At 65.0% G+C, this 13058-nt stretch carries 11 protein-coding genes; 5 read left to right on the forward strand and 6 right to left on the reverse strand.

Features of this window, described 5'->3' with window-relative positions; translation table 11 throughout:
• The first annotated feature begins 20 nt into the window (after positions 1-20).
• Both J2T21_RS00525 and J2T21_RS00530 read left to right on the forward strand, forming a co-directional pair.
• Complete coding sequence (locus J2T21_RS00525; protein WP_307577385.1) at positions 21-893, forward strand: sugar phosphate isomerase/epimerase family protein; 873 nt, start codon at positions 21-23, stop codon at positions 891-893.
• Between the two features lie 33 nt (positions 894-926).
• Positions 927-2345, forward strand: coding sequence for a sugar porter family MFS transporter (locus tag J2T21_RS00530; RefSeq protein ID WP_307577387.1), 1419 nt, complete (start codon positions 927-929; stop codon positions 2343-2345).
• Between the two features lie 37 nt (positions 2346-2382).
• On the opposite strand, the gene J2T21_RS00535 is transcribed toward J2T21_RS00530, so the two are convergent.
• Positions 2383-3396 (reverse strand): LacI family DNA-binding transcriptional regulator, encoded by a 1014-nt coding sequence (locus tag J2T21_RS00535; protein WP_307577389.1) that lies wholly within the window; start codon positions 3394-3396, stop codon positions 2383-2385.
• 109 nt (positions 3397-3505) lie between these two features.
• Between J2T21_RS00535 and J2T21_RS00540 the strand changes: the two genes are divergently transcribed.
• Entirely contained in the window at positions 3506-4594 is a 1089-nt protein-coding gene (locus J2T21_RS00540; protein WP_307577391.1) for a Gfo/Idh/MocA family oxidoreductase, read from the forward strand.
• The gene (locus J2T21_RS00545) at positions 4591-5361 is read left to right on the forward strand and encodes a TIM barrel protein (protein ID WP_307577393.1); all 771 of its coding nucleotides are present in this window, start codon (positions 4591-4593) and stop codon (positions 5359-5361) included. The genes J2T21_RS00540 and J2T21_RS00545 overlap by 4 nt, the downstream gene beginning before the upstream one ends.
• Before the next feature lie 89 nt (positions 5362-5450).
• Here J2T21_RS00545 and J2T21_RS00550 read toward each other — a convergent pair whose 3' ends face one another.
• Positions 5451-6644 carry a phytanoyl-CoA dioxygenase family protein gene (locus tag J2T21_RS00550; protein WP_307577395.1) on the reverse strand — a complete coding sequence of 398 codons (1194 nt, stop codon included), beginning with the start codon at positions 6642-6644 and terminating at the stop codon, positions 5451-5453.
• Between the two features lie 192 nt (positions 6645-6836).
• Here J2T21_RS00550 and J2T21_RS00555 point away from each other — a divergent pair, with 192 nt between their 5' ends.
• Positions 6837-7868 carry a LacI family DNA-binding transcriptional regulator gene (locus tag J2T21_RS00555; RefSeq protein WP_307577397.1) on the forward strand — a complete coding sequence of 344 codons (1032 nt, stop codon included), beginning with the start codon at positions 6837-6839 and terminating at the stop codon, positions 7866-7868.
• Between the two features lie 305 nt (positions 7869-8173).
• Here J2T21_RS00555 and iolG read toward each other — a convergent pair whose 3' ends face one another.
• The 4 genes from iolG to J2T21_RS00575 all read right to left on the reverse strand — a co-directional run bounded on the left by iolG (position 8174) and on the right by J2T21_RS00575 (position 13031).
• The gene (iolG, locus tag J2T21_RS00560) at positions 8174-9187 is read right to left on the reverse strand and encodes an inositol 2-dehydrogenase (RefSeq protein WP_307577399.1); all 1014 of its coding nucleotides are present in this window, start codon (positions 9185-9187) and stop codon (positions 8174-8176) included.
• 93 nt (positions 9188-9280) lie between these two features.
• Complete coding sequence (locus J2T21_RS00565; RefSeq protein WP_307577401.1) at positions 9281-10156, reverse strand: sugar phosphate isomerase/epimerase family protein; 876 nt, start codon at positions 10154-10156, stop codon at positions 9281-9283.
• Between the two features lie 2 nt (positions 10157-10158).
• Complete coding sequence (locus J2T21_RS00570) at positions 10159-11313, reverse strand: Gfo/Idh/MocA family protein (protein ID WP_307577403.1); 1155 nt, start codon at positions 11311-11313, stop codon at positions 10159-10161.
• A 149-nt stretch (positions 11314-11462) separates the two neighbouring features.
• On the reverse strand, positions 11463-13031 hold the full coding sequence (locus tag J2T21_RS00575) for an IclR family transcriptional regulator (RefSeq protein ID WP_307577405.1): 1569 nt from the start codon (positions 13029-13031) through the stop codon (positions 11463-11465).
• Positions 13032-13058 lie beyond the last annotated feature (27 nt).

Here is a 13058-nt window from a genome sequence, read left to right on the forward strand (position 1 = left end):
CAGACCCCAGGAGCCAGAGAATGAAGATCGCCCTTGACCCGACACCGTTCCACCACACGCACTCGCTGCTCGAATTCCCGGCGCTGGCCGCGGAACTCGGCTACAAGTACCTGCAGCTGACCCCGCACCAGGACCTGCTGCCCTTCTTCAAGCACCCGAAGGCCGACGATGCACTGGTCGCGGACCTGAAGGCCGCGTGCCGGAAGGCCGGCGTCGAGGTCGCCTCGGTGCTGCCGGTGCACAAGTGGTCCTCCCCGGACCCGGTGCTGCGCGAGGCCGCGGTGCGCTACTGGAAGCGCGCCATCCAGATCACCGTGGATTTGGGCGTGAACCAGATGAACACCGAGTTCTCCGGCCGCCCGGAGCAGCCCGAGGAATCCGAGGCCGCGTTCTACCGCTCCATGGAGGAACTGGTCCCGCTCTTCGAATCCGAGGGCATCAATGTGGCCTTCGACCCGCACCCGGACGACTTCGTGGAGGAAGGCCTGGCCGGCTGGCGGGTCATCCGCGGGGTGAACTCCCCGAACCTGTCCTTCGCCTACGTCGCGGCGCACACCTTCCACATGAAGGACGAGCCGCTGGAGATCATGGCGGCGGTCGGCGAGAGGCTGCGCGTGGTGCACGTGGCGGACACCATGAACCACCACGCCTCGCACGGGCTGCGCTACATCACCAACCCCCCGGGAAACGCGGTGCGCGTGCACCAGCACCTGAAGATCGGTGACGGGGATGTGGACTGGGACGAGTTCTTCGGCGGACTGGCCGAGAACGGGTTCACCTCGCGCGAGGAAACCGTCATGGTCTCGTGTGTCTTTGCGGAGAACGAAAACGCCAAGGAAGTCGCAAGGTACCAGTTGCGCACCATGCAGGACTACGTTTCAAGCACCCTGTAGTCGAGGGCGAAGGTGAAAGCGGATTTTCGGATGATGACAGAGATGAAAGCCACCGTGACGGCAGGAATTGCTGCCAAGGCGGAGGCCAACCCCAAGAAATTCATGCGCAAGGTCGCATTGTTCTCCACCTTCGGCGGACTGCTCTTCGGCTACGACACCGGGGTGATCAACGGGGCGTTGCCGTTCATGCAACGCGACCTGGGACTCAGCCCGATGGCCGAGGGGCTGGTCACCTCCACGCTGCTGCTCGGTGCCGCCTTCGGGGCCCTGTTTGCCGGACGCCTCTCCGACACCTATGGCCGGCGCAAGACCATCATGGGGCTGGCCATCGTCTTCGCGGTGGCCACGATCGGATGCTCGATCTCCCCGACCGTCGGGCTGCTGGTGCTCTCACGCACCGTGCTGGGACTGGCGGTGGGCGGGGCCTCGGTGATCGTCCCGGTGTACCTGGCCGAGATGTCGCCCGCGGCCCAACGCGGGCGCATCGTCACGCAGAACGAGCTGATGATCGTCACCGGCCAGTTCCTGGCCTTCACCTTCAACGCGGTGCTGGGGAACATGTTCCCCGAGGCGAACCACATCTGGCGCTACATGCTGGTGATTGCCACGCTGCCGGCGGTGGTGCTGTGGTTCGGGATGCTGGTGCTGCCCGAATCCCCGCGCTGGCTGGCCTCGGCCGGACGCTACGACGCGGTCCTGGACGTATTGGGCCGCACGCGCCGGGCCGAGGACGTCACCGGGGAGTTCGAAGAGGTCCGGCAGGCAGCCCGCGACGACTACAAATCCAAGATGGGCGGGTTCAAGGACCTGATGGTCCCTTGGGTGCGGCGGATCTTCGTGATCGGGTTGGGCATGGCCGTGATCAACCAGATCAGCGGCATCAACGCCATCATGTACTACGGCACCACGATCCTCTCGTCCTCGGGCTTCGGGGACCGCGGCGCCTTGATTGCCAATGTGCTCAACGGGGTCACCAGCGTGTTGGCGGTGCTGGCCGGAATCTGGATGATGAGCCGGCTGCCGCGCAAGTTCATGCTGGTCATGGGGCTGACCGGCACCGCGATCTCGCTGACGGCCATCGCCCTGGTGTCCCTGCTGGTGGACGAGGGGCTGCTGCGCGGCTTCCTGGTGCTGCTGTTCATGGTGACCTTCCTGGCCGCCATGCAGTCATGCATCGGCACCGTGACCTGGCTGACGATGTCCGAGATCTTCCCGATGCACGTGCGCGGGGTCGGCATGGGAATCTGCGTGTTCGTGCTGTGGATCGTGAACTTCCTGGTCGGCTTCCTCTTCCCGCAGCTCGTTGCCGGGATCGGGATAGCACCGACCTTCCTGATCTTCGTGGCGCTGCAGGTCATCGCCATCGTGTGGGTCAAGCGCTCGGTGCCCGAAACCAGCGGCAAGACGCTGGAGGAACTCGAGCAGCACTTCAAGGGCGCCGAAGTCTCCTGACCATTCCTGACCACGGCCCCGGGCGGGGAGCGGGGGGTCAGGAAACCGGTGCGATGCCGGTGCTGTTGCGCACGACCAGGGCCGGGGCATGCCATTGCAGCCCCGGCCCCTGGCCCGCCAGCCGGGCCACGGCCCGCTCGATGGCCGCGCGGGCCAGGGCCGCCACGTCCTGGCGCACGCTGCTGAGCCCGATGTGCGCCAGCCGGGCAAACTGGCTGTCATCGAACCCCACGACGGAGATGTCGGCCGGAACCTCCAGGCCCGCGCGTTCAAGCGCGTCCACGACCCCCAGGGCGCAGCGGTCGTTGAACACCACCAGGGCGCTGGGCGCCGGGTGCCGTGGATCGGCCAGCAGGCGTCCAGCCGCCGCGGCGCCCTCGCGTTCATCCGCACCGGCCGGCAGCACGCGTGCCAGATCGCCCAGCGAATGGCGCTCCATGGCCGCGAGGTAGGCGCTCCGGCGTTCGGCCGAGGCCACCGCGTCGCCCCCGTCCAGGTGGAAGATCCTTCTGTGCCCGAGGCCGACCAGGTGGGCGACGGCCTGGTCCATCCCCGATGCATCATCGGTGCACACCGAGTCGATTCCCGGGACCTCGCGCAGCAGGCTGACGAGCGGGAGCCCGGCGTCCACCGCGGCGAGTTCCGCACGGGTGCCGGAGGCTGCGATCGCCAGGATGGCCTCGCACCCCGAATCGGCCAGTCCCTCCAGCGCCCTGGCCTCGCTTCGGTGTTTCCCGACGGCTCCGAGCACGACCTCGTAGCCGTGTTCCTCGGCGGCGGCATAGATCTCGTCGACGAGCTCGGCATGGAACGGTTCGTCCAGGCGCAGCGAGACACCCAGCAGGCCCGAGCGCAGCGAACGCAGGGCACGGGCCCGGCTGTCGGGCCTGTAGCCAAGGGCTTGGGCGGCGGCCTTGACCTTGAGGCGGGAGGCTTCGCTGGCGCCTTCGGCCCCCCGCATCACGATCGATGCCAGGGCCACCGACACCCCCGACTCCCTGGCGACATCGGCCAGGGTGGTGCGGCGTGGGGGCGGGGCGGGTTGGTTCATTTCGGGCCTTTCGGGATTTCTTCTAGAACGATCTAGACGACTGACTAACAGTGTGGCATAGTTGCCGGGACAGCAGAAACTAGAACGTTCTAGAAGGATCGTGAACCACATGGCCTATTCCCCAAACACCCCGCCAATCCCGGAGCCCATCCGCATCGCGGTCATTGGCTGCGGCTGGATCGGCGCGTTCCACGCCCGCTCCCTCGCCGGCCACCTGCCCGGAGTGCGGCTCGAAGCCGTCGCCGACCCGGCGCCCGGTGCGGCCGCGGCGCTGGCCACCGAGCTCGGGATCGCCAAGCACACCACCGACCCGGTGGATCTGTTTGCCGACCCGGAAATCGACGGGGTGCTCATTGCCGCGCCCTCCGCCTTCCACGCCACGCTGATCACCCAGGCCGCCGCCGCAGGGAAGCATGTGTTCAGCGAAAAGCCCGCGGGCCTGGACCTGGCGGAGCTGGAAGGTGCGCTGGATGCCGTGGATCGCGCCGGGGTTGAATTCCAGATCGGCTTCAACCGCCGCTTTGCCGCCGACTTCACCGAAGCCAAGAACCGCATCAACGCCGGGGACATCGGAAGCGTGCAGCTCATGCGCTCGCTGACCCGCGACCCGGGCACCTCCGACGGCATCGCGCATGCTGCGCGCATCAAGCCCAACACCATCTTCCTGGAGACGCTGATCCATGACTTTGACACTCTGAACTGGTTCAACGAGGGCGCCCGGGTCACCGAGGTCCGTGCCATGGCCGATGCCCTGGTGGAACCGTCCTTCAAGGACGGGGGATTGCTGGACACCGCCGTGGTGACACTGCGCTACGACAACGGCGCGATCGCCGTGGCCGAGGCCAGCTTCAGTGCCCTCTACGGCTACGACGTGCGCGGGGAGGTCTTCGGCTCCGCCGGCATGGCCACCGCCGGGCACCCGGTGCAGCTGGCCGCCGGCACATTCACCGCAGCCGGTGCGCAGGCCCCCACCGAAAGGCTGAACATCGAGCTCTTCGCCGGGGCATACCGCGCGGAACTTGCCCACTTTGCCCAGCTGATCGCCGCCCGCAACGGCCACGCCGAGCCTCCGACGGCCCCCACCCCGGGCGCCCAGGCGGCACGTGACGCCTTGGAAATCGCGCTGGCCTGCGTGGAATCCATGCGCACCGGCGAAGCAGTCCGACTGGTCCGCGAAACCGCGGGCGGTGCCCGGTGAGCCTGGACCTGGCCGTCTGCGCCGAGATGGTGTTCCTTCACCTGCCGTTCACCCAACGGGTCGAGAAGATCCACGAGCTGGGATTCGCGGTGGAAATGTGGGACTCGCGCACCAAGGACATCGCCGCGCTGGCGGCCACCGGCGCGGGCTTTTCCTCGATGACCGGCTACAGCGCCGGTTCCCTGATCGATCCGGACAGTTGCGGCGAGGTGCTGCGCACCGCCGCCGAATTGGTCCCCGCCGCCCTGGAGCTGGGCATCAAGCGGTTGGTGGTGCACCCTGCCGAACTCATCGACGGGCAGGCGGCCCGGCCGCTGTTCCGGGCCACGGGCCAGATGTGGCTGACCGCGGCCCGCACCCTTGAAAGGCTCGGCGAGCTCGGGGCCGAACACGGCCTGGTGTTCACCGTGGAAAACCTGAACACCATCGTGGACCATCCCGGCATCCCGCTGGGCCGGGCCAAGGACACCCTGGCCCTGGTGTCGGGGGTCGGGCACCCGAACGTGAAGATGATGCTGGACCTGTACCACGCGCAGATCGGCGAGGGGAACCTGATCGCGCTGCTGCGCGACTCGATCGACCACCTCGGGGAGGTCCAGGTGGCCGACGTTCCGGGGCGCTGCGAACCGGGCACCGGGGAGATCAACTACCCGGTGATCGCCGCCGAGCTGCGTGCCCTGGGCTACACCGGGACCGTGGGTCTGGAGGGTTGGGCCTCCGGGGATTCGGAGGCCGCCCTCTCCGGTTTCAGGGCTGCCTTCTCCTGAGGACTGTTTCGAACAGGGCCCGCCAGGCTTGCCTTGCCAAGGGGTTCGGCAAGCCAACCCCGGCGGGCCGCCTCGAGACGACGCCTGGATCAGCGTGCGCCGGTGCGGCGGCGGGATTCCTGGGCGTCCAGGGCCCCGTCCAGTGCGACGTGAGAGGCTGAGCGCCCCAGGTGTTCCAGGACGAGTTCGGCCTGGGACTGCGGGGCCAGCCCGCCTATGGGCTGGTCCCGGTCCAGGTTGGTCGGGAAGGCATACCCCTCGGCCGAGGATGCCACGATGTTCTTGAGCGCCTTCTGCGAGGCTCCGGAGGACTTCATGCCAAGCAGCACCGGGTACAGGGCCTTGCTCATGGCCGTGCGGTCGACGGTCTCCATGGCCCGCCCGAACGCCGAGGAAACCTGCAGCAGGTTGGCCATGCGCTTGATGTCGGTCGAGACGTTGTTGCCGGCCCCGTGGAACAGCGCCGGGTTGAAGAAGGCGGCGTCTCCCTTGTCCAACGGCAATTGGGCGAAGTTCGCCTGGAAGTATTCGGTGAAGTCCTCCCGGTGGAAGGCCACGTAGCCCGGGGCATACTTGTGGGAGTGCGGCAGGTAGAGGGTGGGACCCGATTCCAGCGGCATGTCGCAGTGTGCGACGGCCCCCTGCAGCGTCAGTGCCGGCGTGAGCAGGTGGGTGTGGGCAGGGTAGGCGGAAGCCTGCTCGGCGGACATGAAGCCCAGGTGGTAGTCGCGGTGCGCGCGCTGGGCAACGCCGCCGGGATTCACCACATTGACCTGGCTGGTCACCTGGTAGTTGGGGCCCAGCCACGCCTCGGACACCAGGGCCAAAATGTCCGAGGAATAGTACTCGGCAAAGACCTCCGGTTCGGCCAGGGCCAGCTTGTCCAGCGCACCCCAGACCCTGTCGTTGGCACCCGGCTTGGCGAAGTGGTCCCCGCCGGTGACCCCTGCGGCCTTCTGGGCCGCGATCAAGCGGTTGAAGGCGTCGGTGGCACGGTCCACGACGCCCAGATCGGGGAAGGCACCTTTGAACACCACGATGCCAGGGCCCTCGGTGAGTGCATGGGCCAACTCGGCCTGGACGTCGGCGCGCTCGGCCGGGTCATCCAGGTAGGAATGCAGTCGCGGGCCGTAAATGAGCACGTTCTGCTCCACGGCATCTGCATACGGGTAGTCTTCCAACCGCGTTGCCGCGGACACGACCTGCTTGAAATCCTCGAGGTTGCAGTCTTCGGCGCGGAACCAGCGTGGGACGGCGTTCGCGGAGGTCGAGGTGGTGGTCATGGTGCAAGCCTTTCGAAAAATGAGGATGGGACGTGGACCGACATCGCGGGAACCTCACGGATCCCTCACGGCAGTGTGACGGTATAGGCTCGGAACTGCCAGGTGGATATTGTCGCCACCATCAATTCTGCTTCCGAAGCACCGTGCTGAACCAGCATCAAACACCTCAAAAACACCTCAAGGGGACCAACGATGGCACATCGCTTTTCCATCCGGGACATAGCCCGGCAGGCCGGGGTCAGCGAGGCCACGGTGGACCGCGTCCTGCATGGGCGCACCGGGGTACGCCCAAGCACCGCTGGCCAAGTCGGTCGCGCCATCCAGGAGCTGGAAACCCAGCAGGCCCAATTGGAACTCTCGGGCCGAACCTTCGTGATCGACGTGGTGGTCGATGCGCCGTCGCGCTTCAGCCACGCGATGCGCGCGGCCTTGGAAGCCGAGTTGCCCCTGCTGCGGCCTGCAGCGTTCCGAGCCCGATTCCACCTGAGCCAGCATTGGAGCGAGGGGGAATGCGTCGAGCAATTGGACAAGATTGCCCGCCGGGGATCCCACGGTGTGTTGCTCAAGGCAACCGATTCACCGGGGGTGGCCGAGGCAGTCGGGATGCTCTCGGGCAGGGGCATCCCCGTCGTGACGGTTGTGACCGATCTGCCGTCAACGGCCCGGATCACCTATGTGGGGCCGGACAACAGGGCGGCCGGGTCCACGGCCGCCTATCTGATGTGCGCATGGCTTGGCGACAGACCCGGAGATGTGGCCCTTACCGTGAGCAAAGACGGCTTCCGCGGCGAAGAGGAACGGGAAATGGGTTTCCGGGCCACACTGCGAAAGCTTGCTCCGACCCGGATCATTCACGAGCTGCCGGACTCCGAGGGCATGGATGGGGCTGCCGAACAGTACATGGAGCAGATGCTGGCCCGGCACTCCGATCTCGCCGGCGTGTATTCGATCGGAGGCGGTAATTCCGGCCTGGTGCGTGCCATCCAGCGGGCAGGCTCACCGGGAACCGTGGTGATAGGCCACGACCTGAACAAGGAAAATTCCCTGTTGCTTTTGGGTGGCGCGTTGCATGCGGTGCTGGGGCACAACCTGCGCTCCGATATGCATGCTGCCTGCCGGGCCTTGATGCATTACCACCGGGCGCTGCCCGGCAGCCATGAGCCCGAGCGCTCGCCGATCGAGATTCACACGCCCTACAACTTGCCGGCGGCCGCTGCCCAATAGCATCGACCTGCGCTGCCTCGCACCTGGCCTGCGAGCCAGTGATGGAACCCTTTTCGGCAGGGTGCTGGAGGGTCCAACGATTCCTGCGCGCAACGCGGTGCTCGTTGACATGTCCGGGGCCCCGCGGGGATGGGCAGGCAGCCCACTTCGGATTCACCGGGATGCGGGCCGACCAGAACATTGCCGGATTCCGCATTGACCAAGACGCGGGGCTCCGGCAGCAAAAACGTCGGGGTGGTCTCACCTTGGCGGTGGGACCACCCCGACGGTGGTGCCGTGCTGTGGCCTCGAGCCATTGCCCGGCGTCAGATCTTGCCGATCTTCACGGTCCTGCCGGTCTTTGCGGATTCGAGTGCCGCGTCGGCCAGCACCAAGGCGGCAACTCCGTCTTCGAAGCTCGGGGAGCAGGGGATGCCGTTTTGGATCGCGTGCGCGAAGGCATCGAGCTCACGCCGGTAGGCCTGCGTGTAGCGTTCCAGGAAGAAGGGCATGAAGGCCTCGCCTTCGCCGGTGCCCGAAGCGCCGTACTTGCGGACCGTGGTCGGGGTGATGTTCTTGGCTTCAAGCATGCCCTCGGAGCCGAAGGCCTCCAGCCGCTGATCGTATCCGTAGGAGCAGTGACGCGAATTGGTGATCGTGATCAGCTCGCCCCGGCTGCCACGCAGGGTGACCACGACGGAATCGTAGTCTCCAAGCTCTTCGATGTAGCTGCTGAACTGGTTGGATCCCACTGCCGTGACCTCGACGATGTCCTCAACGAAGAACCGGGCCATGTCCAGGTCGTGGATCGTCATGTCCCGGAAAATTCCGCCCGAGGTTTCGATGTAGTCGCGGGGAGCAGGCGCCGGGTCGCGGCTGATGATGGTGACTTGTTCCAATGCACCAATCTCACCGGCTTCAACGCGGGCGTTGATGGATGCGAAACTTGGGTCGAACCTGCGGTTGAAGCCGAGCATGATGGGCACCGTCGTGTCCTTCAGCTTGTCGCGGCACGCCATGACGGTTGCCAGGTCCAGGTCGATGGGCTTCTCGCACAGTACTGCGAGGCCGTGGGCCGCAGCGCGGGTAATGAGGTCGACGTGGGTGCTTGTCGGCGAACCGATGATCACGGCGTCAAGGCCGGGTTCGGCAAACACCTCATCAGGGTCCTGTACGGCCCGGGCACCGGTCTGTTCGGCAAGCTTGCGGGCGGCGTCAATGAACGGATCGGCAATGAGGACCAGCTCAATGTCCGGGTGGGCGGCAAGGTTGCGGGCGTGAACCTGTCCAATGCGGCCGGAGCCGAAAAGTGCCATACGCAACGGTCGTGGTGAAGCCATGAATTATAAGTCCTTTCAGGGAGGGGAATAACGTGTTGAAGATTCGACTTGGGCAGCACATGCGATGCCCTGGGCGTTGGTGGAGCCGTGGAGCTAACCGGGGAAGGAAGCAACCGCGGTGTCGAAGGCCCGCTGGAGTCCTTCGCGCAGCGGGGTTGAGCGGTGCTCGCGGGAAATGATCTCCACTCCCCATGGCCCGAGGTATCCGGCCTCGAGGGCAAGCTTGATGAATGTCGCGGGATCGAAATCACCGCGGCCGCAGTATGCGCGGTTGTTGATGGTGTCCTCGAACAAGGTTCCATCGGTCTTGTGGAAACCATCGTCGATTTCCACTGCGAATACACGGTCCATCGGGGTGATATTCCACAGCTCTTCGTGTGAGAGCCCCGACTTGGCAGTGTGCCAGATATCGATCATCAGCCCCGCGGAGGGGCTGTCCGAAGCCGTCACCACCTGGATCGCCTCGGCAGTGGTGCGCAGGTTCGAGAACGGGGTTGCTTCCAGGGCAAGGCGGATGCCGACGTCGGCCGCCTGGTCCGCCAGATCGGAGAAGGCACCGGTCATCAATGAGATCGGCAGGGGTTCACCGGCGTTGCCGGCCCCCACCTTGATGTGGCGGGCGCCCAGCAGGGTCGCTGCCTCGAAAAGCTCGGCCTGGACCTTGTCCGCGGCCTTGCGTTCGGCGCCTGTGGACCACCAGCCGTTGATGAATTCGACCTCGACGATGCCGATTCCTGCGGCCTTGATCTGTCGACCGAGCTCTTCATAGCCGATGCTGTCGCGGACAACCAGCAGATCGTCATGAACCAGGCCGATGCCGGCCCATCCGGTCTCGGCAACTGCGGCGATGCGCTCCGAGATCGCCAAGGGGCTGCATTCGGTGGGGCCCAGCGGCGCGGCATCCCCGGCGCTGGTCCAGCATGTGGCAATCAGCTGCGGGTTCTGCCCGGTGGATTCGTTGCTCTGCATGCTCAAGGCACCTCAATAAGTGTAGGTTCGGTGATGCTGGCCATGCCACCGGCATTGTTGCTCGAACGGTAGCAGGCATCCACGATTCGGGCCACGGTGAGCGCATCGGACACCGGGGCAACATTAGGTGCACCGGTCCGGATGCTGTCAACCCAGCCGCGCATCTCGGTGCGGAAATTGCTGATGTTCTCCAACTCGGGGAGTTCGGAGAACTTGTTGCTCTCGGTCCGGGCAAAGGGCGGAGTGAAATAGCTTTCGGTCCACTCGGTCCAGCCTGCCGGCAGCCCGGCGGCGGCTTCGTCCAGATAGACGCGCAAACGTTGGGGAAGGATGCCGATTTCAATCATTCCCCGCGTGCCGTAGACGAAGATGCGGGAGCTTTCGAACCACTCGAGTTTGTCGTGGCCGTCGAAGCTGAAGGTGGCTGACATGTCGGGGTAGTTAAGCAACACTGATGCGGAGTCTTCCCTGCTGCCCTCACCCGAGAGCCGCGCGGACTTGTGTACCCGGGCATTCACGGACTCCGGTGCACCGAAAATGTGGACCAATGAATCGAGCATGTGGCAGCCAAGGATCCACAGGACGCCGCCCATATCGGCTGGCTGGTTCAGGTGGTCGGTGACATGCTCGCCCACCATCGCAGCACCGCGTGCCGAAACGGTGACGACCTCTCCGACGGCTCCATCGTCGATCAGCTTCTTTGCCCATCTAATCGATTCGGCCAGACGTACGTTGTAGCCCACCTGGACCACCTGGCTCGAGGGGACCCTGCTTTCGGCCTCGGCCAGCTGCAGCAAGTCCTCAACCGTTCCGCCACCCGGCTTCTCGACGACTACCGACTTGCCTGCCGCCAGGGCGCGCAGGGCATGAGGGACCATGTCCTTGCTCTTTGAATGCACCATGATGGCATTGATCCGCTCGTCATTGAGCACTCCGTCGATGTCCCGAAGCTCGACATTGTACTTCTCTGCGAAGTATCCCAGTCGTGGATCTCCATCGGCTGCGGCAACCACTTCCACGTTCTCAATTTCACGCAGTGCTCGGACACGGGCAGATGCATGCGGGTGGGTGATTCCCAGTAGTCCCACAACGATAGGTTTCATCGAGTTTTCTCCTGTAGCTGTTTCCCGGGCGCTTTCGTCTTCGTACGACGGCACGTGGATCCTGGTCGGTCCTGGCCATGCGGTGTCCAGGTAAATTACTTCGACCTAGTCGCATCTATTGGACAGTGTGTCCAAAGTATTGCATGTCACATGATTGAGGGTCAAGCCATGGAGTGGACAGCGAGGTTGGCTGGTGAAAGTGCTTAGCTGTGCGCCGGGATCGGGGCGCCAAGGTACTCCGAGAGGCGGCGGGCGCCGTCCCTGGCCAGTTCAATCACGGTGCGACCGTCTACCGCTTCCGTCAGGATGCCCGCGCGCAGTCCGCTGACGGAGAGGGAGGCGACAACATGCCCCTTGTGGTCGAATACCGGGGCACCGATGGCCGCGATGCCCGGCGTCAGGTCGTCGTCACTCACGGAGTATCCCGCGGAGCGGATGGCTTCGAGGTCCGCGTAGAACTTCGTCCGGGCGCGCGCGTCGAACTGGATGTCGGCGGTCTGTGAGACGACCGTCGCGTAGTCGTCCCAGGTTTGGCGGTCCTCGAAGGCCAGCAGCGCGCGGGGGGCTGCGCCGGTATGAAGGGGGAGCGAACCGCCAAGAGACAGCAAACGGCTGTTCACGCGCTTCCCATCGACTCGTTCGATGCAGACGGCACGGGTGTTTCGCCGGATACACATGAAGGCTGTTTCGCCGGTTGCTTCGTGGATAGAGCGAAGAACCGGAACTGCTGCGCGGCGCAGATCGAGGTCGTTGAGTAGTTTTCCCGACAGCGAGATGAGCTTGCTGCCGATCCGGAAGGCACCGCGGGGTCCCAGCTGCTCAACCCAGCCCGCCTCGGCAAGGGTGGCCAGCATGCGATAGACCGAACTTACCGGCTCGTCAAGGATCTCGGTCAGCCTGGCGGAGGTTGAGATGCGCTCGTTGGCAAGGGCCTCCATGAGTGCGTTTGCTTTGGCGATGATCGAGGAGATGTTGTTGATGGATGTGCTGAGCACGCGCTCGGCCGGTTTTGGAACGAAGTCCCGCATAGCCTTGGTCAGGGTCTGTGCGGCCTTGGCGATTACGGACTTGGCTTCCTCCTGCTGGTCAAGCACCTGGTCCACGAGGCCGGCTGCGGTGAGCGAGCCGAAAATCGTCCCGTCCGGGTTCAGTACCGGGAAGCTGATGGCGGCAATCCCGTCTACGACTTCATTGACCTCTAGCCGCCAGCCTTGGTGCCTGGTTTCCTCGATGTGGCTCCGCAGGGTGACGGCGTCAGTCGGGGTCTTTGAGGAGAGCCTTTCGTACGGTGCTGCGCCGAGTACGCTTTCCAAGACCTCTGCCGGTTGGAAGGCGAGCAGCACATGGGAGGCCGCCCCCGCATGGAGGGGAAGGATGCGCCCGGAGGAAAGTTCGTACAGGTCGACATCCGTGGCGTCGACCTGTTCCAGGCACACCGCGGTGTCGTTTCGCGGGATCCAAAAAGATGCCGTGAGCCCAAGCTGGCGTTGGATGGAGCTTAGCTCGGTGGCCAATAGCTCTCGATCGATGATTGCATCTGCCGCGGCCTCTCCAAGGTGCAGGATCTGGGTCCCGAGTTCAACGCGTCCGTCATCGGAGCGCCGGACCAGCCCTGATTGTTCCAGGGCGGAGACGATTCGATAGACCGACGGGCGGGGCTCGTTCACCGCCTTGGCCAGTTCTGCCGAAGTTGACGGCCCGAGGTTGGAGATTTCATCGACCACCTGAGTCGCCTTCGTGACCAGTTGAATAATATTCGCTGCGGGCTTCATGCGTTGCTCCTTGACTTGTTCATTCAC

The organism is Paeniglutamicibacter psychrophenolicus (genome assembly GCF_030812255.1).
GTDB classification, from domain to species: domain Bacteria; phylum Actinomycetota; class Actinomycetes; order Actinomycetales; family Micrococcaceae; genus Paeniglutamicibacter; species Paeniglutamicibacter psychrophenolicus_A.